The organism is Paenibacillus polymyxa M1 (assembly GCF_000237325.1).
Classification (GTDB): Bacteria; Bacillota; Bacilli; order Paenibacillales; family Paenibacillaceae; genus Paenibacillus; species Paenibacillus polymyxa_C.
Genome location: NC_017542.1, coordinates 3167793 through 3191142 on the forward strand (window position 1 = coordinate 3167793; position 23350 = coordinate 3191142).

Genomic DNA, 23350 nt, shown 5'->3' on the forward strand with positions numbered 1-23350 from the left:
CAGGGTTTCCTAAATAGGCTGTAAAAACTTAGTTAACCAAAAGGAAGAGAATACTATGGTTACTGCCAAATAACCTATGCGCCATTGGGTTCAACTTTTACCATCTTAAAAAAAGTGAAGTGTGTTACATTATAATTTTTCACAAAATTAAATCCAAAATGCTTTAGTAATTATAACCAAGAGGATAAAAAGCACCAAAATTGCCTCTGTAGAAGTCCACACACCGTAGCCACTTCACATGCACCCATGGTTTTAACATCCTTTAATTGTTGTACTTCTAATATATGTATAGATACGTTTTGTGACAGGGCATACAGATTAAACAAAACAAAGACTCAACCAGCTAAACCGGCAGAGCCTAATCACCTTTTTGTAAAAACATTACAAGCTTGTGCCATTAGAGTATCATCGGTCCAACAGGATCACTTGCTTATCTCTCTGTCAATAAGGAATATGGGATATACACCTTGAAAACGCTATATTTAACATTTCCTGGTTATAAACTAAATACTTACTGTTTTGGTCTAGCACCCAGTTGGCAAAACCTAAAGCTCTGGTGTAGCTACCATAATCGTAGGGATTAATTTTAAACTCAAGAATATCCAGCATAATCTGGTTCTCTTCATCTGATAATTCCAAGCCCAACTTACTAAACTGTCTTTGACGAATTCTCCGAGCAGTAGCATCTTGTATAGCTTTGTGCTGATTGGACACTTGTCCATTATGTTGACGATAATACAATACGTTTATGGGGAGGTTTGCCATTTGTACCTGGAAAGCTAGTCGGTTCCACAGCTCGTAGTCTTCGGCATGGGGATAATTACTATCATATTGAATGCCAAGCCGACGGATCATGCTATTGCGCATGATTACAGCCGGATGGCAGATACAACAGTGAAATAGCAACCATGTTTTAATTTCGTCATGACTGGCCGGATTTACCTTTATTGATCCTCCACTAGATGAAGTAAAAGCAGCACCGCATACATCAACCAATGGATTTTGATCCATAAATGCGATTTGTACAGCTAGTCGATCTGGTGTAGAAATATCATCGCTATCCATACGAACGATATATTCACCATTGGCCTTTTTTAATCCTTCGTTTAAAGAAGCGATTAACCCTCGATTGGTACTATGGAAGATTTTTATCACTCTAGGGTCTGATATTTGTGAAATAAGAAAGGTAGATCCATCTGTCGAACCATCATCAATAACAATTAATTCAAAATCTGAATAAGTTTGAGTTAAAATACTGTGTATTGCTTCCAAGACAAAAGCCGCATTATTGTAAACTGGCAGTATGACCGAAGCTCGTGGCACAATATTCCCTCCATTTCATATTTTAAAAATAGAATCAGTAATAAAATCACAAAGCAGCTCCCCTATTTTTGATAGCTGTTCCTTCTATATTCTTATGTTCTAAGATATGTTCTGAAATATATTTTGAAGCGGCTTCTCGGTAATATAATATGCCCTTTTGAAAATTTAGAAGCTTTCCACTCCTAGAAAGCCAATCCTCTTATCAAAAGACACCTCCTTATAATTAATTAACAGAAAAAGATTCGCTAGTGCCATCAAAGATTGATTGGTTTGAATATTCATGCTTCAAAGTCGAGTTATTTACTTCTTAGATGATATTGACAAAATAAGTAATAAATTTGTACAATTAGGAAAAATATATTACTTAGATCCCATTCTTCATCGGTAATAAACCTATTATAATATCAGTAATATTTTCTTAAAGATGGGTATAACAACTCTCTTTTGCCTCTCCTTTTTGCAAATGTGCCTGTATTTAATTTAACTTAACCAATATTTGTCAGATATCACAGCTGCATATACTACTGTATATTTATATCTAAATGGAAAACGGACTGTGAGATTCAGCCGAAGATCATATCTGCATCTTAAAAAGGGGGATTGAATGATGGAACGAAATATAACATCCGTAGAACACTACACTCCAATTTTGATTGTCGGTACGGGTATCTCGGGGCTTGCTGTCGCTTATTATTTATCGAAAAACAATATCAAGTATACCATTACAACAAAAAAGAATGCGCCCAAACAAAGCAACTCCTTTCTTGCAGCCGCAAATACACGTGTTCCATCGGAGAATGATATTAACAATATTATTAATCTTACGATTAATAAATGTGGAGCAGATCGATCGGTTATTGAAACGCTATATAGAAACTCCAACATAGTTATAAGTTTTTTCGAGGAATTAGGAATCTCTTATGAGAAAACATCCTTTGGTATCATGCCTGAATGTTTGATTAAATCACAGGGAGGAAAAAAATTAGTTAATTGTCTGTTACAACATATTGAACAACCGCTGTGTAATAAAATTTTGATTGATTTGGAAAAGTCTGATGATGGAATTATCGCATTATTTTATGACATTCAATTAGATCAATTTATCAGGATATATACTAATTATTTGGTATTAGCTACAGGAGGATATGCGGGACAATTTAATTACAATGATAATTCACCGGGTTCGACTGGAGAAACGCTTATCCTAGCTAAAAAAATAGGCGCAAGATTAAAGGGAATGTCTACTGTAATGTCTCATCCTTGGTCAATATACAATGGAAGACAAATTTTATTGGGCGGAGTTGTATCTTTAAGCCAAGGGAAAATAGTAGATGAGAAAGGAATTCAACTATTAAAAGATGAGTATATTAGTGATGCTATTGCTCGAGATGATTACCACGAAATGATTGACGAGATTTTACATTTTGAACTAGATTGCATCAAGCAAAAAAAGGATATGTACTTGGATATGAGCCATGCTGATGAAACTATATTGAATGAAAGATTTAAAAAATATGGGTTTAGCACTAAGGTGGTTAAAAATAAAAGAATCAAAATCACACCAACAATGCACTATTCTTCAGGAGGAATCGAAATCAATGCTAATGCTGAAGTTATAAACTTGAATCGTGTTTTTGCTTCTGGAGAAGCTCAATTTAATGGTGATCTAGGTATGGGAAGAATCCCTGGACAAGCATTTGCAGCGGGTATCGTTTTCGGTAAATTAATTGCTGACAAAATAGCTAATGAAGGTGTCTTCAATACTCAATACCCGATTACATTTAAAGATCCACTTGAACCTATGCAACTGTACTCAAAAGAAAATAATGACTTTCCAATTGAAGAGTTTCAGAAAAAGTTGTCAACTCTAATGGTGGATCTGATCGCTCCTGATTCATCTGTGGTTTCTCTATCACTCCATAAAAGAGAAATACAAGAAAGTCAAAACATAATATTGAGTAGCGCAAGAGGATCAGGAAAACGATATGAGGATATTTTAACATTATTTTTTGGATATTTTGTTGCGTTAGAAATTATAGAAGATCTTGAAAAAAAAGCATTCGGTATAGGCTAATAAACCCTTCAATGAGAACGTTCCCCTTTCCGACGAAACCCAATAAGCGCAAAACTATTATGGCAGAAATTCAGCAAGCACCCACCAAAAGAACAGCGAATGCTGTGACTATTGCCAAATAGCTTATGCGCTTACTGGAATCAACCTTTTACAATCCATGAATGAAGTGATATTATCCAACAGTTCTTTTCACAAATTAAACCCAAAGTGATTTAGTGATGATAACTAAGAGAATAAAGAGCACTAAAATCGCCGCTGTAGAAGTCCATACACCGCCGCCACCATTACCTTCATATGCACCCATGCCTTTTAACCTCCTTTATCTGTCGTCACTTTAATATATGTAAGAATACATTCTTTGATAGGGCATGCTGGTAATTAAAAAACACCACAGAAACATTTTCCCCTTTATTTTGAATATATCCACTCTTATTCCCGTTTTCATTAACATTGGATACCACCTTTCCGTTAGAGCAGGCACCATTGATCAAAATACCATTGACGCATGAAAGTGGATCATAGCGCTTCTGAGTTATTAAAGCTAATCAAGAAAATGCTCAAATAAAACAAGCTCTACTAACCTTAATCGGTCGGCAGAGCTTGTTATCTAATCTGATTTCGGGCAGATTACCAAAGAAATAAGGGTATTGAACTTGTTGATGGGGCACTATACAATTTTCTTCACAAAATTAAACCCAACACGATTTAAGGATGATAACCAAAAGGATATAAAGCACCAAAATTGCCGCTGTAGAAGTCCACACACCTGCACATCCACTCATAGCTTTAGCCCTCCTTTAATTGTTTTCACCATAATATATGTATAACTACGACTCCGTGACCGGGCATTCAGTTAAATGGAAAATACACCCAACCAGGCGAATCCAGTGAAAATGCAGTTGTAGACTAAGCATCGGCGTTAAAGTAACTGGCAGGTTAGTGGTGGAGTTGTAAATTGACTCACGTTACATCGCGTGTAAGTATGATTTTAGCCAATAACTGAATAAAAACGTTTTCTAGGGTTCCGCAATCGCAAGATTGGTCTGGTCCAAGAGAAAACGCACAGCCAAGTGGCTGTGACACGGAGGGATAAAAGCCTGGGAGATAACCGCATTGTGCGGTTTATTTCCGGGCTTTTATCTTTTTCTTTTTTGCCCAATTTTTAATAAGAAGTTTAAGGAGGAGCGTGTTATGAACAAAACGTGGTTTTCAGTCATTGTGGCGGCTATATTCGAGGTTGCTTGGGTCAGTGGGTTAAAGCATGCGGATAGTTTTTTGGAATGGAGTGGTACAGTAATCGCAATGTACATCAGCTTTTATTTGATGATCAAGGCGTCTCGTTCATTAGCGGTTGGAACTGTATACGCTGTATTTGTCGGGCTAGGGACAGCTGGAACTGTAGTAGTTGAAATTCTATTGTTTGGCGCAGACATAAGTGTTTCGAAAGTAGCTTTAATCAGGCTGCTACTTATTGGAGTGATTGGACTAAAAATACTTAGTAAGAAGAAAGAGGAGGTAAGTGGACTATGAATTGGGTGTATTTGATCTCAGCGGGCATTTTTGAAATAATCGGGGTTCTGCTTATAAACAGGTTCAATCAAACCCGCAGTTGGAAATCGCTGACTCTTTTGATTACTGGTTTTGGCCTAAGTTTTATATTTTTATCGTTGGCAATGCAAACACTCCCGATGGGAACAGCTTACGCTGTATGGACTGGAATTGGCGCTTCTGGAGGCGCTATCCTCGGCATGATCTTTTATAGTGAGCCCCGCGGTTTAATGCGCATTTTGTGTATAGGGTTGGTCCTTAGCTCTGCTGTGGGGCTGAAACTAGCTAGGGCCTGTACGCAAACTGTACAACTCGTAGAAATCTAGTAAAATAAGGCACATGAGACGAAGATACGAGTTAACGGATGAAGAATGGAATATAGTTGACCCCCTGTTGCCCCCAGCCCGAAAAAAACAGGGAGGACGTCCGCCCAAGGATCGGCGCCAGATGCTCAATGCCGTGCTTTGGGTTGCTCGAACGGGCGCGCCATGGCGGGATTTACCGAGTTACTATGGCCCTTGGTCTTCAGCCTACAGCTTTTTCTGGCGGCTACAAAAAGCGAATATTTGGGGTGAAATACTGAAGCATGTCGCCATCGAGCCGGATTGGGAGCAGGTCATGGTCGATGCCACCATCGTCCGCGTCCATCAACATGGAGCGGGCGCAAAAGGGGGCAGGACCGGCAAGCAATCGGACGTTCGCGCGGAGGATTAACTACCAAAATTCATGCGATGGTGGATGCGCTCGGCTATCCGCTGCGTTTCGAATTGACGCCAGGACAAGACCACGATTCTGTCACCGGCTATCGCCTTCTTCATGAACTGGACTTCTGCCCGGGCGAAGTGTTGGCTGATCGCGCCTACGATACCAATGCCATTCTGGAGCTTTTGCAAAGCCGAGCGATCACTCCGGTTATCCCAAGCAAACGCAATCGGCGGGTAAAGCGCCCGTTAGATTCTGAAACGTATAAAGAGCGACACTTAATTGAATGCTTTTTCAACAAAGTAAAAAACTATCGACGCTTGGCCACTCGCTATGAAAAAACAGCGAACATGTTCATGGCTTTTTTGACGCTGCTTTCAATTCGTTTATGGCTCAAATAGGTTTGCGTACAGGCCCTAGTTAAAAATATATTAGTCCAGCCCTAAAGTTCGTTTCCTGAGCAAGCTAACGATGAATGTTGATTTTAATAAAGCTACGGCAGTCTAGGATTATATTTCCTCTTCCAAGGCTGCCGTTGAAATAAAATTCTACGAGAGTTTAGAACTGAAATTGCAGAAACCAACCTCAGTGTCATCTTCAAAACGCAATTGATCAAAATTATGAAGTCGACAAAATATATTAGGTAAATCTCTAATATTAAGAGTCAACATTTTGGCTTGTATAACTTTTGATAAAGTTCTTCTTGTGTGCATATAGGACTTGTGAACAAGCTAGAACCCCCTTGCTACCATATTTGCTTATGGTATCCTCTACTTTTCCATTAATTTATTGAATATCTCTCTATCTTTGGAAGTAAAGTCGGAAATCCGTTTCTTTTGCTCGTACGTGTTGGTACTTGAATCCAATTTAATGAAGCCATTTTCACCAACCACGTATACGATATTTTCTTCTATTTTATATGACAGAACGTTATCAATCACTGTATTTGGGGCTTCAATTTGATGAGTGTATAGTATTGGAGGCTCACCCGCTCCTCCCCCCCTGTAAATCTGAAAAGTCCCATCTCCAAAAAACTCTAGCGTATCTTTTCCATAAGGGTACTTCCTCATCGTGTTGTCTCCAGGATTTGCCAAAAAAATTATAATAGTAGTTATAACTAGTAGAGAGATCAAGATGTAGATGTGTCTGCGTTTCATCTGCACTTCACACCTCACTTCCAAGCTTTTTTTGTATCAGTTACTGTAACATAAGATGTATACTCATTGAGTGTTCCCCATGATTCCATTAAATTTGTTAGATTGGCCGCAGCCCAACCGAGTTTGTTGTCCCCAGTAAACATTTGTTTAAAATTATATTCAAAATTATATTTATCATAATATATTGTAGTAATTTCCCATTGTCCTTTTACATATGTTCCATCTATTTTGTATTTCATTTTGTGAAAAGCGTTATATAAATCTTTGTCACTTTCAATTGCAATAGACCCATAACTTGAAAAAATTTTAACTTTTTTGTCGTTTGCTTTTTGTACTTCTTTTTCAATTACATACATATTATGTTCTTTAGATTTTTTAATTTGTTGCGCCTCATATGACCACTCGTTAAAGTGTAAATTCCCTGGTTTGTAATCAAGGGAATGTTGAAGTAAATTGGCTGTGATGTCCCCGTACTTCTTTCGAGCTATAGGAACAGCTACTAATGCAAATGCTTTACGATCAGGATAATGTATTACAGTATCTGTTGAATTCTTTACCTTCTCTACGCCTCGCACCCAAGTCTTTTCTAGTTCTACCATCGGATTTTCAAACGGAAAAGTATTATTTCCTGCATACACTAACATATTCTTACTGTATGCACCTTCCAATACTTTTTTCGAGGCATCACGCTCATCCTGTTCTCTTGTTTCCTTAGGTTCTACCTGAGGACTGTACTGAATTTTTCCCAATTGATCTTCTTTTTGTTTTAAAACAAGTTCAAACTCAAGGATCTCTTTGCTAGTATCAATCTGTTCTTGATACTTATCTACATAAGCGTGTGTAAACGTAATATCTCGGATTGTATTTTCATTTCTAACGATTTGGATATTACATTTGCGATAGTAATCCTTAGTATCAGGTTTATATTCTGTGGTTGCCCATGTATACAGCATGTTGGAATTATCCGCATTGTCTATAACTGAAGGAAGCGAATGAAGCGGAATTTTGCTTTGAATATGTAGCGAATGAGCCAAGTTCGGAGACTTAGCTGAAAGTTTTATGGAACTATTATTATTATAAGTAAAGCCAATGATCTCACCTTTTACAAACTCGATTGGTTCACCACCGGATTTGCGTTCTATTCTTAATGAAATGCTCATTGAAATAATCTCCTCTGTTAATTCAATCTAGTTTTATAGGAAAAAATTGCGAAAAAGATAATTTCCAAATATTAATATATACAAAAAATATTAAATAGTAAACATATTTTCAACGTGCTAAAGGACGTAAAAAAAGCCCCGGTTACCTATGGCCTTTTATGTACTGCAGAATAATATCCTCCAACTTAACCCAGCTAAAATCATCTTCACCGTGTGGCAGCCGTACGTGAATTGTAGGAATTTATTAGCGCTTGCTTGATTAGCTGCACTTTCTGATCATCCAATTCTGGCTTGCCGCGCCGTTAACTGTAGTTCATGAGTTTTAGATACGCTTCCTTATGTTCCGGTATGATGCGGCTGCTTTCCCCTAATCCATTACCTTCGAGTCTTATTGACATGACATGTATGCAGCCTCCTGATGTGTTATGGACAAATTATATTCTGAGTACAGAAAAATAAACTTCAGATCATTGGAGGTTTAATACCGTATAATGGCTATTTCCAAACGAGAAATGTAATGATCTTTTGGCACCATCCCAGCCCTCTATGATTACAATATAGAGCGTATCCGTCTTCGCTCAGCAGAATAATGTAGAGTATTGGTGGTAGCGTTCGATATCAGGTAACAAAGCATTCAACTTCTTTGTTACCCGGCGTTTCTGTATACTGTACAGATCAAAACAATGAACGACGAAAGCGGACACAACTATTATGCAACAATTACGGAATAGACGTTGCCAAAGTTACACTAAACTTTTGCAGAAGTTTACGATGGCGCACGTGAAGCCATGGAAAGATTATGGGGGCGATATTCCTGAGCCAGTAGGATAAATCAAGAACAGCAGTAATTTTAACGTGTGTATTCCTAAAAGCCTACGTCGTCCATTGCCAAAAGGGGCTACCGAAAATTCTCTCTTGAACTAGCATTGCCTTTACAAATTGAGCAAATGAGGGATTTACAATAAAGTTCGTCCCCCCTATTACCCCAGTCTAAACAGACGCATCGCAGTTCGTGCCAACCTCAAACGGCAAGTCATTCACCGCATTGGTGCCAAGATGCCAAAGGCTAAGAATAGCTGCCAGTTCCCAAAAAACAGTTATCAATAAAGCGTACAATCACAGCACGTTGATACATTTAAACTAATCAGGAAATTATCCAAGTAGGAGGAAATAACCATGGCATTTGAAGGTTATGGAGAAGACAAGCGAGAACATTGGTTTGACTGGCCCTTCCCCTTGTCGGTATCAATACTGTATGTGGATGCGGATGTGGATGAAGCAGAAACGAAATGGTATCTCATTGACGAACAAGAAAAATACTTGATCCGAATTAGGGATGAAAAGCAAATTGAACTGCTTCATCACTGCATGTATGGAGTCTTGTTAAATGACGAGAAGATCAACTGGATTATTGATAAAAATGGCGGTAGATTTACCTATCACGATAGTGTGCAAGATTTTATCAATTTCCAGAAAGAATACCTTGATACACTATAAGAGGCGTGAACAGTTAAAAGCTCTACCGACCAATTAAGGTTAGCAGAGCTTTTAAATTTATTTAGAATATTCACTTACTTCAAATGTTAGGATACGATCATACAGCATGTAGTCCTTACGGCTACTGAACGGGCCTTTATTGTTATCGTGCTTATTAATGGCATATGAAGCCGATCCAGAACCAGCCTGCTTACCTTCATACCAAGCGATAAAGTCATTTACCTCTTTCATGCTCAGATCGAATTCTTTCTCTAGACCAGTTGTCATGGTGACTACCAGAATTGCGCGGTTTCCTGTTGGTTGCTCAGGATCAGTTTGACCGCCTCCACCTTGGGGAGCTGCTGAAGCTTCATTGGAGTATTCTGAATCCACACTATTTACTTTAGCACTCACAACAAAGTAGTATTTTGTTCCGTTGGTCAGATCTGGAATGATGAAGTTTCCATAGGCATCTTTTGTTGCTGTTGCGGTTTCAGTATATTTGCCGGATTCTGTTCCGTATTTTACTGTATAGCTTTCTGCATTCTCGATTTGATCCCATTTTAAAGTAACTTTACTGTCGCCTGCAGAAGCATCTAAATTGAATGGAGCATTGATAGGTAATAATTCTCCGTCTTCTGCTATATCTATAGCATCAACTTCAAATTCCTTACCTGCTTGATTATTCGTCAATTTAACAATATGCTTACCTTTGTCTAAATTTAGTTTTTCAAACAAAATAACTCGATGTTTTACTGGTGAGCCATACGCTGAATAATTCATTATTTTCACACCGTCAATGTTCACTTCAATGTTATTAGATTGTAAAGTCCAGACTGGAGCTAGAACTCTAAGCTTTTCGCCAGTGAAAGCAAATGAAATTGTCGCGCCTTTGTCTTTACTATAATAATATCCCCCTTTATATGCTTGGTCTGGCTCATCGGATGGTACGAAAGCAAACACTCCATTTTCTCTCAAGATTGTCTTATAAGTATCATCAAATCTCTTCCAACCTACTTCTGGTTCTGTAAGCCTGTCCCCAACAGACGCAGCATAAATATTTGAATTTAATAGACTGACCGTTACAAGTAAAAAAGCCCCGAATAATACTCCTATTTTTTGATAAATCGTATTTTCACTATTATTTCCCCCTAGTAATTTAATGAACAGATACTAAGGTAATATATTCCTCAAAACATGTCTAAACATAAACTTGCTGATTTATAAATATAATCTAAATATTTGCATATTTATTTTTTATTGGGTATGAAACAGGTCTTACACCAGTTCCCCAGCTGAATCCTTTACCTCTACTCTAAATTCAAATTAGTCAAAAAAAAAAGCGCTGCCGACCAATTAAGGTTAGCAGAGCTTTCTATTATATATCGCAAATAAGACTGCCATTTATCAATTCTCATAACAACTAAATTTTATGGTACTTAGTAACTATGTACACAGATATACAGATTATATATAATTATTTTTGTAGTTAAATTATAGAAAGAAGGGATTTAATTTGAAAAGATTAATGAGTTTTGGTATCGCCGCATCATTGCTTCTGTCACTAAGCCCTGCTGCTTTTGCGCAGGATTCAATTTCAGCAAATCAAACTGATAATAGTTTCATTAAAGTGGTTGAAAATACTGAGAATCAGGACGGGCATGTTATTACTCCTTTTGATGTTCAATTGATTAATCCGATACATCACACTGGAAAAGGAGCATTTGAGAAAACCTTCACCATGATCCCTGAGAATGGGGAAGACGCCAATGTGTTCGTTAAAAATAATGGAAGTTCAACAGTTTATGTAGAGATTAAGAAATTAGGTTCTAGCACCTCTATAGACACTTCAGTTTCACCTGGTAGTCAAAAGACCTTGCAAATTTATTCTCAAAGTAAAAATTCATATAGTGTATACATTTACACCCAGGACGGTTCCCAAATGGACCTCAATATAAGCGCAAGACAATTCTAATTAATGTACAGAAATTACTAAGTGGCTTCATATACATCCGACTCACATAAAAAAGAAAAGGACTCTATCGGCTAAATTGAACTGTGACCCGTAAGATGGACACTTTGAAAAAAGTGACCCACTTACGGGTCATTTGTGTTTTAATCAAACAATAAAGAGGATTGTGAGGTAAGATTCATGAGCAATAAGAGAGGTGCTTTCAAAATCTTCAGCAAACAAGAGATTAAACAGCTCGAGGACAATCCAAATGTGCAAAAAGTGACGGACAAAACCATCACTTACACCCCAGAGTTTAAGGTGGAAGCGGTAAAAGCTTATGAAGCTGGACAGACGCCGATGGATATTTTTCTTAGGGCGGGTTTTGACATCGACATCATTGGACACGAAAAGCCAAAGAAAAGCTTATATCGTTGGCGAAATATCTATGCTGCCCATGGAGAGGCCTCTCTTTTAGAGGAGCAACGAGGGAAAGGAAGTGTGGGCAGACCGCAGACAAACAACTTGTCCACAGAAAAAAACTGAAGCGTGCCGATGCGCGCATCAAGTTGCTTGAAGCGGAGAATGACTTCCTAAAAAGCTCGAAGCGCTCGAAAAGCAGAAGATGCAGAGGAAACGTTGACACCCTCCGAGCGCTATCAGATAATCAACCTTACGATCCGACAATATAGCCTAAAGCGCATGACACGCTACCTGTGCAAACTGTCTCACATCAGTGCAAGCGGCTATTATCGCTGGCTTCATGCCAAGGAAAGACGCCAGTTGCAAGCTCGCGCAGATGAACATGACTTAGCGCTCATCAAGATGCATTTTGATGCCCTACATGGCAAAGCAGGAGCATTGGTAATTAAAATGAGGCTTGAACGGGAAAATGGTGTTATTATGAACCACTAAAAGATCCGACGGATCATGCGAACGTACAAACTTGTCGCCACGATTCGGCAAGCTAATCCATACCGTAAAATGGCCAAGGCGACTCAGGAACACCAGACATGCCCCAACCTGCTAAAACGTCAGTTTGACCAAGGGGAACCAGAAAAAGTATTGCTCACAGATATCACCTATTTGCACTATGGTCACGGGCAGTGTGCCTACTTGTCTTGTGTGAAGGATGGGGCAACCAAGCAGATACTTGCTCACTATCTGTCATCTTCTCTGGAGCTCGTCTTGGTGAAGCGGACGCTGCAGTTGTTAATTGAACGGTTCGATGGGAATGTTCGTCCTGAGGCCATCTTGCACTCTGACCAAGGCATGCACTATACCCACCCCAAAATTCGCCTTCTGGTCCGTAAAGCAGGCTTCAGGCAGTCTATGTATCGGAAGGGAAATTGTTGGGACAATGCCTCTATGGAAACATTCTTCGGTCATATGAAGGTTATCTGGAATACAAATCGTGCGCAACCATTCAAGAATTACGGGCATGCATCGATAACTACATTGCTTACTACAACTCAGGCCGCTACCAATGGGCGTTAAAAAAGATGACTCCTGACGAATTCAGAAGCCATCTATTGGCTGCCTAAGCGGGCTTTATTCAAAGTGTCCTCAATTGGGGTCACAGTGGTTACATACCAGCAGAGTCCTTTTTCACATCTACTCTAAATTCAAATTGATCAACGAAAAAAGCTCTCCCACCAATTAAGGGGATTAATTCACTTACTTGAACAGTTAACCTTTCTCATCAAATGGCCAGAAGGACAAGTTGTGTTCCTAGGGAATTTAGAGGTTTCCAGGCTGTGAATCAGCCACTCCCCATGTTTCTCCGTCAACTTTATAATCGCTGCCTCTCCACTGAAGTATGTAGTCTCCAGAACGCAAACCGTCGCTAAAACCTTGGTCAGTAGATTTCCAAGTCACTGTATCATGAGGAGCGATTACTAATGCTTCAATATATAGTTTGTTCGAACCGCTGTGAGTTAAACTTACTCTTACTGGATGATCAGAGTGATTCTTCATACAAAGTTTAACATGACCCCATCCTTTAGGAACACTAAAGGCTTCTTTTACAGTTGCGCTTCCGCCCGATCTTTGAGAAATTATGTTGTTTCCACTAGTTTTACTGGGTGAAGCTGAAGCTGCACCTATCGTAGTTGCTATAGATAAAGATAAAATCAAGAACAGAAATATTCTTTTCTTCATCATTTTCCCCTCCTATTTTTTGATATAGTCTACCTTTAAGGGACACCGTCTACAATCTGGTAGGTTCTTTCACTTCTACTCTAAATTTAAACTACTTACGAGAGAAGTAAGATCCGTTAATCTTGATCCCTCTGGTGTAATCTTCTCCATTACGCCACCGTAATCCACAATATCTATCAAATCCCCACTCAACGGCTGTACTACATATACTCTTACTGTCTTAATGCAGCTTGTAAATAGTTCTATATCCGACTTTAACATTTTATATGTATGGTTCATGCTGATCACCTCAGATAGTTATTCTGCCGTATGTGTGGTAATTCCTGCACTAAAGAAAGCCCTACCAACCATAAGGTTGGCAGAGCTTTAACTTTTAAAATCCTCCAATGGTAACGTTAGGCTGAATACTATGGTGGTGGTTAAAGGCTTGATCCGGCAGAGTAACAATCAACAAAAAGCTAGCCGCAATGATTAGAAGCACCATTTTTTTGAACATTGTTTTCCCACACCCTTTCAATAAGATTGAAATACTCAGCTTTAGTTTCAGGAACCGCATGGGCTTGAAAACGAACAAATAACCCCATACAGTTTATAAAGTAAGTTTCATTATTTATTATATGTGACTTTACCATTGCATTCATCAAATATTTAAAGCCATCAATGTACTTCCCTCGATGTAAATAATAAAAACCTAACTCGTAACCAAACCACGCGATATAATCCGGTATCACTTGTCGGGTATACATATCATCTGATGATGGTTGTTGCGAAAAAGTCCCAATAAGAGTTTCAAATCGTTTAAGTATATCGTCTACATCTATGCTATATTGGTTTGCGGCAATTAAAACATTAAGCAGTTTGGTATTATCCCCTTCTAGTAGACAAGAGAGAAAAGACATCTGTTAAGATGGACTTAATCTTGTTGAACGGAGGGGATTTTTCATGGCTAAAAAGGGACAATCATTCCGGCAATACTCCTTAGATGTAAAGATGGAGGCAATCCGGTTGGTGAACGAAGAACATATGAGTATTCGTGAAGTGACGAAACACTTAGACATTCGTAATAAATCCCAAGTACAAAGCTGGGTGACGAAATATCGAGCGGGGGAGAACCTCCAGCCAACGACCACAAGACAGGGACGACCCAAAACGAAATTTTCCAGTATGGAAGAAGAGATGGCGTATCTACGGGCGGAGATTGAATATTTAAAAAAGCAGTATCCAAATCTACACAAGGAGTGACGAGGAAAGAAGCGAGGTTTGAAATTATTGAGGGAATGCGAACACGATATTCGTTGAAATGGTTACTTGAATTAGCCCATGTTTCTCGGGCAGGATATTATAAATGGAGAAAGACTCAGCAAACAACCCAGCAGCGTAAGCAAGAAGAAGAGCTTCTGGAATCGCATATGTTGTCGATCCACCGGATCCATCCCTATTTTGGTTATCTGCGGATGACCGTTGCTTTACGTAGAGAAGGTATCTTGGTCAATCACAAAAAGGTGTACCGCCTAATGAAGAAATTAGGGATCCGTTCCGTCATTCGAAAGAAGCGGCGCTTTTTTGGCAAACAGGCATCTGTGGTAAATGCCAACCGATTAGATCGACAATTTCAGGCAGATTCTCCTTTATCCAAGCTGGTTACCGATATTACATACATACGAGCTGGAGAGCGGTTTGTATATCTCTCTGTCATTCAAGATCTGTTTAACAATGAAATCGTGGCTTGGCGTCTTTCGGAACGAAATGACCTTGCTCTAATTAGCGAGACGCTAGACGTTCTAAGTAAGAACGTGAACATGGAGGGTGTCATTCTCCATTCAGACCAGGGTTTTCAGTATACCTCCAAGCCGTTTAACCGCAAGCTTAAGCGGCTTGGCATGCTTGGGAGCCATTCAAGGCGTGGAAATTGCCTAGACAATGCCTGTATAGAATCCTTCTTCTCCCATCTTAAAACAGAGAAGATTTATTTAACGAAACCCGGAACCCTAGCGGAGGTAGAACAACACGTACGGGAGTACATTTCTTTTTATAATGAAAATAGATTTCAGAAAAAATTAAACAACCGTTCCCCGATTGAATACCGAGAAACGGTTGCTGCTTAAAGATGTCTTTTTAGTTCTGTCTACTTGACAGGGGTATGACCAGTTTTGATATCTTTTCATTTTCGTTAGTGTCTGATGTCGCTACAATATATTCAACATAATCATGCAGCACATTTATATCTCCAGATAAAAGCTTATATACGTAAGTATTACCTTCTGCCCACTGACTGAACAAGTTCATCCAGTACTTTGTATCCTCGTCGTCCTCTTTAACCCAGTCTAAAACCGCATAGGTGTATGTATATTGTAAAACTTGCTGATAATCGCCCCGGGCTTCACAAACACTGGCACACAACAGGTCAGCATAAGCAATGTATCCAAATAACGGTCCTCTTGTTTTCTTTTCTGGCGTTCCAACTTTGTGTTTCTCGTTATGGACAAACGAATATTGGATTTCAGCTTTAGCTCTCATTTGCCTTGCCATTTCGTCTACCTTGTCCCATTTACGCAAAGACCTGTGCACGTTAGCTAAATCCTTCAATGCATCAAGCTGATCTATTTCATCTAGGCGTTCGACAAAAGCCTCAAAAACGGCTGCTACCCTAACATTTCGGCTTTGATCGTCTCCGATTTGAATGGTGAATATACGGTATTGGCAGACTGCCAAACGTTCAGAATGTTGATATCTCTCCGCTTCAGCCACACCTGCATAGAGCAGCAGTGCAGCCTCATGTCGTCCCTGCGCCAACAATCTTTCTGCAATTTCAAATAGCTTGGGTGAATACAGCAGATTATCCATGATGGCTCCCACCACTCGACGGATTGCATCCAACTTGTCCAACTCCGCACAGCGAAACAAAAACGGCTCGATTCGTCTTATATTGGGAGGATGGTCGATGATGAAGTTTTCTATAAACAGATCGTAAAACTCTCCCTCTGGCAAACACATAGCCTCAGTGATTCGGTCAAGCTGGTTAACAGACATTGACTTATTTCCTGTCACAATAGCACTTATTATTCCCCTATTCATGCCTGCAAGTTGTCCGAATTGCGCTAAGCTCAAACCCTTTTGTTCTAGATATGAAATATGCATTTTCGAATATTAAATTTTTCCATTTTGTTAATATAAAAGTACATTTTATTCCTTTTTATTCGCTATGATTGGTAATCAGTACAAATTATACCATTCGGGAGGACGGTTTTGATGAAGTTTAAAAACACGGCAATCATTCTTACAGGTCTATTGGCTCTTACGGCAGTAGCTACACTGGCTGCTTCCGCCACACCATTTATGGGGGTTGAATTACCAAAGGGGCATGGAGGTATAGTTATCCAGTCAACTGGTCAAGAAGTACATGAGGTTCTTGGCGGGACAAGTCCGACGATGGAGTTTACTGTCAAAAAAGGTTATGGACATGTAAAGATTAAAGTGAAGAATACAGGAAGCAACACAATTTCGTGGAGCTTGCAGGGTAACGGGAGAGAATACCTTAATAAAACTGTTGGCAAAGGTGATGCATTAACGTGGACTAGTCTTAATTCATACCCTAACGGGATGCCATCAGGGGAATACGTAATTCAATTCCGAGCTGGCGGTAACAAAGTTGAAGGCGAAGCTTGGGGTACTACTGGCCAGTACCCATCATACATTAACTAACCAACCTCAAGCAGGGGAGTATCTTGGAGTTATATCCGAGACACTTTATGAATACAATGTTGCCATACTTAGTGTCTAGCAAAAGCCCAGCTACACGATTATCCTTTGGACTTAATTTCCCTCAACTGAATGCCTCCCTCTAATACAAAAAAATACCCCACCAGCACAGCTAGCAGGGTCAGTGCACGTTTTTTGGAGTTGTACTGAGTGAAGTGAAAAAAGTGTGTGTGGTCCAACAGCCTTTTCTTCACAAAATTAAATCCAAAGTGATTTAGTGATGATAACCAACAAGATAAAGAGCACTAATATTGCTCCTATAGAAGTCCACATACCACCAACTGGAGCTGGAGTTGTGTTGTCACATCCACTCATAGCTTTAACCTCCTTTACTTGTTGTACACCTTAATATATGTGTCAATTCGTATAGTGACAGGGTATGCAGGTAAACAAAACAAAGGCTCACACCAGATAAACCGGCAGAGCCTAAAAACTTTTATAAAAGGGTTAATGTTAAGATAACTACCAACAAAATAAAAAGTGCCAGGATAACAGTTATCGACATCCAAACTGTCCTGTCAGTATTCCCGCCACCTCTTTCAGCTCCACTCACACATAACGCCTCCCTTGTTTACTCCACAGGTTATGTGAGACATTGTTTAGGGAATGGACTTCTAGGTAAACAAAAAAAACCCACCAGCGTATGCCAGCAGGGTATCACCGATGCTTTCGGATTGCACAACGGTGCTTTTGTATGTGCTGTTACGATTATAGTACGGTTGGACTATTTTGTAATTAATTATTCCAACTATCTCCCAAAAGGTCGAATGATGTAGAATTATCAAGTGCGAATTACCTATGACATTTCTACTATGTGGAGGAGATGATCAATGGATATATCTGAAAGAGAATATCTTGCCGAGAGACTTGATGATCAGATTAATTGGTATGATAAAAAGAGTATAGAGTGTCAAAAATACTACAAACGGTGGAAAAGAGCGGAGATAGTTGCCGCTGCTCTGATTCCTGTTTTAACAAGCTTTTCCTCCGGATTAAGATGGATCGCCATTGTTATCGGCGCTCTAGGAGCATGTATAGCATTATTCGAAAGCATACTTAGTCTACACAAATACCATGAAAATTGGATTGAATACAGGGGAATTTGCGAAACTCTGAGGCAAGAAAAGTATATGTATCTTACGAGAACAGGAATTTACAAGATCGCAGACGGGGCATTTAATTTGCTAGTAGAGCGTGTGGAAAGTGTTATTTCAAAAGAAAATGTCAATTGGGCTAATTTGCATGCAAATGAACAAAAAAAAGAGAGCCATCAGCAGCAAGCGCCTGCTCTGAATTTATTCATACAATCTCACCTCTGCATTATATTATCATATGGAAAAGGAGCTTCATTTATATGGCATTATACAATATTTTCATCAGCCACGCTTGGAAATATACTGAACATTATGAGGATTATCAAGACCTAATTTTAAAAAAGATAGTAAACTTAAAGGGTTCTACATATTAGATATGACTAATATGTAGAACCCTTTCTTCTTTTACTAAAGCACCCGTTAGTACAATAAGTTCAATAAAAAAGACCATCAAAAATGATGGCCCTACTTCACAAACTATTACACAGTCATTAAAAAAATAAAGGACATTAAAGCTAATAAAATCCTTCAACTTTAATTTTATTGTTCCATAACATTTCTAACAAACAATTGCTTGTTTTTATGAGCAATTGTACTTACTATCGCAAGTAATAGCCCCGAAATAACGAATACAATTCTAATTCCTAACAAATCTGCTAATACTCCCATAACAAGAGAGCCAACGCCAAAAATCCCAGTTCCGATAGCACCTAACGAGGTATAAACAGTTGATAACTGTTCTTTTGACACACTAGTTTGTATAACCGTTTGTTGAGGAATTTTTTTAATTTGTCCAAAAAGCCCTACACAGAGCGATAAAAGTAAGGAAATCATTGGAATGCTGTTTATGCTAAATAATATTGTGAATAAGAAACTTGCAAATGAACCGACAAAAATAAAGGTTCCTATTTTCTTTTCAACAAAAGAAGAAAATTTAATACAATAAGCACTTCCTAAAATCAGACCTAAAAAGTTAGCTCCATTGATAAATCCCCACCATTTTTCATCAACGTTCAAAGCCTCGTTGACAAACACATATAAAATAGCAGCTATCCAAACCGTTGCAGCAATTGTTTCCAAAAATTCTATCCAAGCAATCCTTCTTAATACTGGAGTGTTAGATAAAGTTTTCCAACCTTCTTTAATTTTTTCTAGTTTCCCTTTTTGCTCGGTTGTTTTATGGTTTACACTTTCTAAAAGGCAAAGTAATATGCTTGCAATTACAAATAAACATCCAACTAACCAAATAAGTTGTTGAGAACTCATAATAATTAGCAATGAACTTCCTACGAACCACATACCTGCTTGTATGGTCTGCGTAATTGTTTCTGCAATTCCATTAGCTTGAATTAGACATTCAGGTTTAACATAGTATGGAGTTAATGTCTGTCTTATTGGATTTGCACATCCGTCAAAAAAAGCAATCAATCCTATTATTAAAAAGATAAAATAATAATTAGCTGCTGTTAAACCAATTAACATAAACCCTAGAATAAAGAGTAAAATCGTCTTTACAATTTGTGACCCAGCAAGTAACCATTTAAGATTTAATTTCTCAACCAAAAGAGGAGTCAGCAGACTGGATATAAACATAGAAGAAGCAATCGTAAATGGAACAAACGATGCTGCAATTGCAGAACCTGTTAATACAAAAATTGTACTTATAACACCGACTATATATAATACATCGCCTATATTAGCGAGTGATTGACCCAAAAGTAATAAAGAAAAATTTTTATTCAATTTCATTATATATCCCCTATTATTTCATTCGAATTTGGCTTAATAGGGGTATATTAGATTGGACTATTCATTAAAATTTGACTCCTATCATATATGGGACAAATCTGGGGATATAGATTTATCACAAATTTTGTATCATCGATTAATATTTAAATGAATTATAGCATATTTTTTCACTCCCATAGTAATTATATTCATACACCATTTTTTCCTTACGATTCTTTTATTTATATTCAGTAAATTCTCCATAAAATATAAAAATCCTACTTCCGCTAAACTGCCCCGTTAGTTGAATAAGAAGTTATGAGGGAGAATAAAACGGAAGTCCTTATTGTTATATAAGGTTGCTTTTGAAACATCAGCTTCACTTGCTACACTGTTAAAGTTTATTTTCTCATTGGCTCTTATGAGCCTTTTAATGGCTTCATCTACCTTTTGAGAAGTAGTAGCCTTGCGATTAGTATGAATGGCTTTCAAGTGGGCAGAACGGTTATATTCAGCATTGCCTTCGTGGTTGTTTTAATATGAAGCTCATATTTTTGCTTATCTAACTCCGAAAAACCAACAGCTAAGTCTTACATGGGGTTTGATTGTCACCACAAGTGAGGCACGGGGGAGCTTCCATATGGGGGCAATTACCGTTCAAACGAGTGTGGCACCTTCCATAGGGGTTATCCATCGCATTTAGTTTATGGTCTTGCCATAAAGCATCCAAAATATCTGTTGGTATATCTTCTCCTTCCTTAATTTCTTGAATTTCACCATTTAAATCGAAACTGAATACTCCTTACTTCACAGCGGATTCAAAGGCTTCTCTTTTGGTTTCATCTAATAGTTTAGCGTATCGCATTGTCATTTCTGGAGAAGCATGAGCTAAAAGCTCTTGAACAGTTAGAATATCTGCACCACTATTTATCATTTTCACTCCATAAGTATGTCGAAACTGATGCATCGCGAAATGAAAAAGATTGCCGTTTTCGTCAGTGATATTCACTTTTTTTGCTAATATATTTAATGCGCTATTAACCCAATTTTGCCCATATGGTTGTCCTTTTCGTTTTCCACGATATCGCACAAAAATATAATCCTTTGGATTATTATCTTGATTACTATATTTTTTTGATTTATCGATTAGAACGGCAAGGATTCCTGCTAACTCTTCATCAATTGGAATACGATGTTCTTTCACATAGGTTTTTCTTATATCTGTTACTATAGAGTATTGCCCGTTTAGTTGAACTAAGCAGTCAAAGGTTAGTTCTAATGCATCGGATATTCTAAGCCCTGTTTTAAATGCCGCCCAAACTATCGGAACAATATCTTTATGTAATTCATCTAGGTGAGAAAAAAGCTGCTCTAAGACAAAATCCGGAATGTAATAGATTTGGTCAACGGATTTCTCTCTCGGTTTAGGCTTATCTTCAGGAAAAATCAACAATCTTACATGTTTTTCAGAAGCTATTTCATACTCATATCGTTGAATATCTTCAAGAAATTTTTGTATAGTGCCTAATGCTATTGATATATATGCTTCAGGATGTGCATTCTTTTGTTTCAGTTGAATTTGAATATTCATGTAGAAATTCGATGTATTTTTCTATGTGCTTTCGCTTTAAAGCTTTTAAATCTTTCCATTTTGGTTCTAGTGTAAATACAAATGTAAAAAAAGATGGTAAAAACGTTATATAATTTAATGCCGTACCCCATGCGAATTTATTTTTACTAAGTAATCGTTGCTTAAAATACTTTTTGACTTGCTCACGAATGGTAGTAGGTATCTTTGAGAAATCAATATAATATTGGCATTAGTTTAGTCTATTTAATAATAAAGTAGTTCAGTGGATCAACGAGGCCCAAGCTGATGGGCAATTGACTTGGAAAAACTATTCTGTTCTCGAACATGACCCAGCAATCGACCCTAATACTACAGTCGGGAAGAAAAAACTTCAAGAAATATTAGACAATCAGATTAAACCAGCATCAAAGATCATCATCCTTGCTGGTATGTACGCCGCCCATAGTGACTGGATTATTCACGAAACTAACACCTCTGTTTTACAAAAAAAGTACATCGTTGGCGTGAAACCTAAATGTCCTAGCTACGGCTGTAAGCTCCGCTTTGCTTAATCCGGACTTGTTGGACTCATAATCCATAACCGGCGGCAGATCGAAAGCCGCGATGCCTCCGACTGAATTAATGGCGCTCACAAAGTTTGCAGCTTCCTTTCGGGCATCCTCTGGCGTTTTCGCAGAATCGTCTAAACAGTGATAGGCCCCGATCAGGACTCCGACAGCTCGTGCAGCCTGTGATTACCGATGAATGTTTTGTCGCGGTATGACTTACCCTGACTGGCCTTAAGAAAGGCAAAGGAAATGCCGCTTGCCTTGACCGCCTTCCAAACAATCTTTCCTTGATAACGGGATACGTCTATTCCTTAGGCATTACCTTTTTTCCTTGCTTGCATCTTCCCTGTCCCCTTCCTGACTTCCGCTTTTACTTTTTAGAACCTCAACCGCTTGTCGGATCACTGGTGGTATTGGCGCTCCAAGCCTGCCCCCGTTTTCCAGAATCGAAAGCAGCTCATTTGCCATATAAAAATAGGCGACCACATCCCGGAATAGGTGCGAATCGCCTAAGACTCCATCAATCAGATGGGATACTGATACCATTGCAAAAATAAATACCTTTCGAGCGATACCGATAAGACCAATCTTGCTTTTTAAACCGGGCCCGGTTCCCTTCTTACCTTCTACGCCAGCGGTAAATAATCCAGTCACATAATCAATAATGACCAGAGCAAGTAACACCCCCAATACTCCCGACCACCCACCGTAAAAATACGTCACAGCGCTGCTTCCTAAAGCAGTACTGAACTTAAAAACCTCCCACTTATCCACCTTGCTTCCCCCGTCTCTCCGTTCAGGAAACTTTTCCTGAGCTATCATCGTCTACTTTCTGTTCCTTTTCTTCCTGGGCCTGTATCTCTGCTAATGCATTTCCTACTGCTATATCCAACCCCTCAAGTATTTCTTTACGTTTATGTGGCTGTGAAGCAATTACAGCAGAAATGATCTCAGTTAAATCCTCAACAGGTCTGGTTAGATCCAGTTGTATGTCCAATGTGGATTTTATCTTTGCCATGGGTTTCGTCACCCCCTCAAGACGCAAAATAAGCCCCTGATTTATCAGAGGCTTTCATACC

At 38.6% G+C, this 23350-nt stretch carries 27 protein-coding genes, 6 pseudogenes and 1 riboswitch; of the genes and pseudogenes, 14 read left to right on the forward strand and 19 right to left on the reverse strand.

From position 1 onward, the window contains the following. Window positions 1-147: 147 nt before the first annotated feature. Together PPM_RS30120 and PPM_RS14070 are read right to left on the reverse strand one after the other, a co-directional pair. Window positions 148-222: a sporulation protein YjcZ gene (locus PPM_RS30120; protein ID WP_080567897.1), complete on the reverse strand. Its 75-nt coding sequence runs from the start codon at window positions 220-222 to the stop codon at window positions 148-150. Window positions 223-441: 219 nt separating this feature from the next. After that, on the reverse strand, window positions 442-1323 hold the full coding sequence (locus tag PPM_RS14070) for a glycosyltransferase family 2 protein (protein WP_013371499.1): 882 nt from the start codon (window positions 1321-1323) through the stop codon (window positions 442-444). A gap of 604 nt (window positions 1324-1927) precedes the next feature. Here PPM_RS14070 and PPM_RS14075 point away from each other — a divergent pair. Further along, window positions 1928-3397: an FAD-binding protein gene (locus PPM_RS14075; protein ID WP_013371501.1), complete on the forward strand. Its 1470-nt coding sequence runs from the start codon at window positions 1928-1930 to the stop codon at window positions 3395-3397. 196 nt (window positions 3398-3593) lie between these two features. On the opposite strand, the gene PPM_RS28600 is transcribed toward PPM_RS14075, so the two are convergent. Continuing rightward, window positions 3594-3701 carry a hypothetical protein gene (locus PPM_RS28600; RefSeq protein WP_016821960.1) on the reverse strand — a complete coding sequence of 36 codons (108 nt, stop codon included), beginning with the start codon at window positions 3699-3701 and terminating at the stop codon, window positions 3594-3596. Between the two features lie 385 nt (window positions 3702-4086). Further along, a complete protein-coding gene (locus tag PPM_RS30125; protein ID WP_225683653.1) occupies window positions 4087-4179 on the reverse strand; it encodes a YjcZ family sporulation protein in 93 nt (30 codons plus the stop codon). Between the two features lie 223 nt (window positions 4180-4402). Beyond that, window positions 4403-4503, forward strand: a riboswitch (guanidine-I (ykkC/yxkD leader). Between the two features lie 85 nt (window positions 4504-4588). Between PPM_RS30125 and PPM_RS14080 the strand changes: the two genes are divergently transcribed. The 3 genes and pseudogenes from PPM_RS14080 to PPM_RS29280 all read left to right on the forward strand — a co-directional run bounded on the left by PPM_RS14080 (window position 4589) and on the right by PPM_RS29280 (window position 6048). Beyond that, window positions 4589-4927, forward strand: a complete 339-nt coding sequence (locus tag PPM_RS14080; protein WP_013371503.1) for a DMT family transporter — start codon at window positions 4589-4591, stop codon at window positions 4925-4927. Then, complete coding sequence (locus tag PPM_RS14085; protein WP_014599882.1) at window positions 4924-5271, forward strand: DMT family transporter; 348 nt, start codon at window positions 4924-4926, stop codon at window positions 5269-5271. Before PPM_RS14080 ends, PPM_RS14085 begins: the two co-directional genes overlap by 4 nt. Before the next feature lie 13 nt (window positions 5272-5284). After that, window positions 5285-6048 (forward strand): annotated as a pseudogene (locus PPM_RS29280) (IS5 family transposase). 369 nt (window positions 6049-6417) lie between these two features. Here PPM_RS29280 and PPM_RS30130 read toward each other — a convergent pair. The 3 genes and pseudogenes from PPM_RS30130 to PPM_RS30515 form a co-directional block, all read right to left on the reverse strand. Next, window positions 6418-6804: a hypothetical protein gene (locus PPM_RS30130; protein ID WP_025677581.1), complete on the reverse strand. Its 387-nt coding sequence runs from the start codon at window positions 6802-6804 to the stop codon at window positions 6418-6420. Window positions 6805-6818: 14 nt separating this feature from the next. Next, a complete protein-coding gene (locus PPM_RS14105) occupies window positions 6819-7964 on the reverse strand; it encodes a hypothetical protein (RefSeq protein ID WP_013371507.1) in 1146 nt (381 codons plus the stop codon). Window positions 7965-8106: 142 nt separating this feature from the next. Then, window positions 8107-8362, reverse strand: a pseudogene (locus PPM_RS30515) (YolD-like family protein). A gap of 778 nt (window positions 8363-9140) precedes the next feature. Between PPM_RS30515 and PPM_RS14110 the strand changes: the two are divergent. Then, entirely contained in the window at window positions 9141-9461 is a 321-nt protein-coding gene (locus tag PPM_RS14110; RefSeq protein WP_013371509.1) for a hypothetical protein, read from the forward strand. A gap of 57 nt (window positions 9462-9518) precedes the next feature. Here PPM_RS14110 and PPM_RS14115 read toward each other — a convergent pair whose 3' ends face one another. Next, window positions 9519-10403, reverse strand: a complete 885-nt coding sequence (locus PPM_RS14115; protein WP_013371510.1) for a fibronectin type III domain-containing protein — start codon at window positions 10401-10403, stop codon at window positions 9519-9521. A 553-nt stretch (window positions 10404-10956) separates the two neighbouring features. Between PPM_RS14115 and PPM_RS14120 the strand changes: the two genes are divergently transcribed. The 5 genes from PPM_RS14120 (at window position 10957) to PPM_RS30150 (ending at window position 12935) form a co-directional block, all read left to right on the forward strand. Further along, window positions 10957-11415: a hypothetical protein gene (locus PPM_RS14120; RefSeq protein WP_013371511.1), complete on the forward strand. Its 459-nt coding sequence runs from the start codon at window positions 10957-10959 to the stop codon at window positions 11413-11415. Between the two features lie 177 nt (window positions 11416-11592). Then, window positions 11593-11937 (forward strand): helix-turn-helix domain-containing protein, encoded by a 345-nt coding sequence (locus PPM_RS30135; RefSeq protein ID WP_014599886.1) that lies wholly within the window; start codon window positions 11593-11595, stop codon window positions 11935-11937. 93 nt (window positions 11938-12030) lie between these two features. After that, entirely contained in the window at window positions 12031-12306 is a 276-nt protein-coding gene (locus PPM_RS30140; protein WP_014599887.1) for a hypothetical protein, read from the forward strand. Window positions 12307-12321: 15 nt separating this feature from the next. After that, window positions 12322-12888 carry an IS3 family transposase gene (locus PPM_RS30145; protein WP_014599888.1) on the forward strand — a complete coding sequence of 189 codons (567 nt, stop codon included), beginning with the start codon at window positions 12322-12324 and terminating at the stop codon, window positions 12886-12888. Beyond that, entirely contained in the window at window positions 12849-12935 is an 87-nt protein-coding gene (locus PPM_RS30150) for an IS3 family transposase (protein WP_231860497.1), read from the forward strand. Before PPM_RS30145 ends, PPM_RS30150 begins: the two co-directional genes overlap by 40 nt. 196 nt (window positions 12936-13131) lie before the next feature. Here PPM_RS30150 and PPM_RS14135 read toward each other — a convergent pair whose 3' ends face one another. Further along, complete coding sequence (locus PPM_RS14135) at window positions 13132-13554, reverse strand: hypothetical protein (RefSeq protein ID WP_043885989.1); 423 nt, start codon at window positions 13552-13554, stop codon at window positions 13132-13134. Between the two features lie 455 nt (window positions 13555-14009). Then, a pseudogene (locus PPM_RS29285) lies at window positions 14010-14414 on the reverse strand (transcriptional regulator); the annotation flags it as partial. Between the two features lie 79 nt (window positions 14415-14493). Here PPM_RS29285 and PPM_RS14150 point away from each other — a divergent pair. Further along, window positions 14494-15656 (forward strand): IS3 family transposase gene (locus PPM_RS14150; protein ID WP_414056382.1). Its coding sequence is split into 2 segments (ribosomal slippage): window positions 14494-14758 and window positions 14758-15656, totalling 1164 coding nucleotides; the frame shifts between segments, so codons are not numbered across the junction. A 37-nt stretch (window positions 15657-15693) separates the two neighbouring features. Here PPM_RS14150 and PPM_RS14155 read toward each other — a convergent pair. After that, window positions 15694-16689: pseudogene (locus PPM_RS14155) on the reverse strand (helix-turn-helix domain-containing protein); the annotation flags it as partial. 111 nt (window positions 16690-16800) lie between these two features. On the opposite strand from PPM_RS14155, the gene PPM_RS14160 reads away from it, so the two are divergent. After that, window positions 16801-17253: a hypothetical protein gene (locus PPM_RS14160; RefSeq protein ID WP_013371518.1), complete on the forward strand. Its 453-nt coding sequence runs from the start codon at window positions 16801-16803 to the stop codon at window positions 17251-17253. Window positions 17254-17508: 255 nt separating this feature from the next. Here the strand turns inward: PPM_RS14160 and PPM_RS29050 are convergent, their stop codons facing one another. After that, window positions 17509-17625, reverse strand: coding sequence for a sporulation protein YjcZ (locus PPM_RS29050; protein WP_085978638.1), 117 nt, complete (start codon window positions 17623-17625; stop codon window positions 17509-17511). A gap of 515 nt (window positions 17626-18140) precedes the next feature. Here PPM_RS29050 and PPM_RS14165 point away from each other — a divergent pair. Further along, window positions 18141-18737: a DUF4231 domain-containing protein gene (locus PPM_RS14165; RefSeq protein WP_013371520.1), complete on the forward strand. Its 597-nt coding sequence runs from the start codon at window positions 18141-18143 to the stop codon at window positions 18735-18737. A 207-nt stretch (window positions 18738-18944) separates the two neighbouring features. Here the strand turns inward: PPM_RS14165 and PPM_RS14170 are convergent, their stop codons facing one another. The 3 genes and pseudogenes from PPM_RS14170 to PPM_RS14175 all read right to left on the reverse strand — a co-directional run. Continuing rightward, window positions 18945-20153, reverse strand: a complete 1209-nt coding sequence (locus PPM_RS14170; RefSeq protein ID WP_013371521.1) for an MFS transporter — start codon at window positions 20151-20153, stop codon at window positions 18945-18947. 312 nt (window positions 20154-20465) lie between these two features. Next, window positions 20466-20624 (reverse strand): annotated as a pseudogene (locus PPM_RS30160) (DUF6262 family protein); the annotation flags it as partial. A gap of 23 nt (window positions 20625-20647) precedes the next feature. Then, window positions 20648-21946, reverse strand: a pseudogene (locus PPM_RS14175) (tyrosine-type recombinase/integrase); the annotation flags it as partial. A gap of 70 nt (window positions 21947-22016) precedes the next feature. Between PPM_RS14175 and PPM_RS30650 the strand changes: the two are divergent. Next, complete coding sequence (locus PPM_RS30650) at window positions 22017-22274, forward strand: TIR domain-containing protein (RefSeq protein WP_048481108.1); 258 nt, start codon at window positions 22017-22019, stop codon at window positions 22272-22274. Here PPM_RS30650 and PPM_RS14180 read toward each other — a convergent pair. From PPM_RS14180 to PPM_RS14190, 4 genes are read right to left on the reverse strand one after another with little or no spacing between them, the layout of a single operon-like run. Continuing rightward, a complete protein-coding gene (locus tag PPM_RS14180) occupies window positions 22203-22430 on the reverse strand; it encodes a hypothetical protein (RefSeq protein WP_320582510.1) in 228 nt (75 codons plus the stop codon). The genes PPM_RS30650 and PPM_RS14180 overlap by 72 nt on opposite strands. Further along, window positions 22427-22579, reverse strand: coding sequence for a GH25 family lysozyme (locus PPM_RS30655; RefSeq protein WP_367949303.1), 153 nt, complete (start codon window positions 22577-22579; stop codon window positions 22427-22429). The genes PPM_RS14180 and PPM_RS30655 overlap by 4 nt, the downstream gene beginning before the upstream one ends. A 10-nt stretch (window positions 22580-22589) precedes the next feature. Next, window positions 22590-23093 carry a phage holin family protein gene (locus tag PPM_RS14185; protein ID WP_013371525.1) on the reverse strand — a complete coding sequence of 168 codons (504 nt, stop codon included), beginning with the start codon at window positions 23091-23093 and terminating at the stop codon, window positions 22590-22592. Continuing rightward, on the reverse strand, window positions 23068-23289 hold the full coding sequence (locus PPM_RS14190) for a hypothetical protein (protein ID WP_013371526.1): 222 nt from the start codon (window positions 23287-23289) through the stop codon (window positions 23068-23070). The genes PPM_RS14185 and PPM_RS14190 overlap by 26 nt, the downstream gene beginning before the upstream one ends. Window positions 23290-23350: the final 61 nt, after the last annotated feature.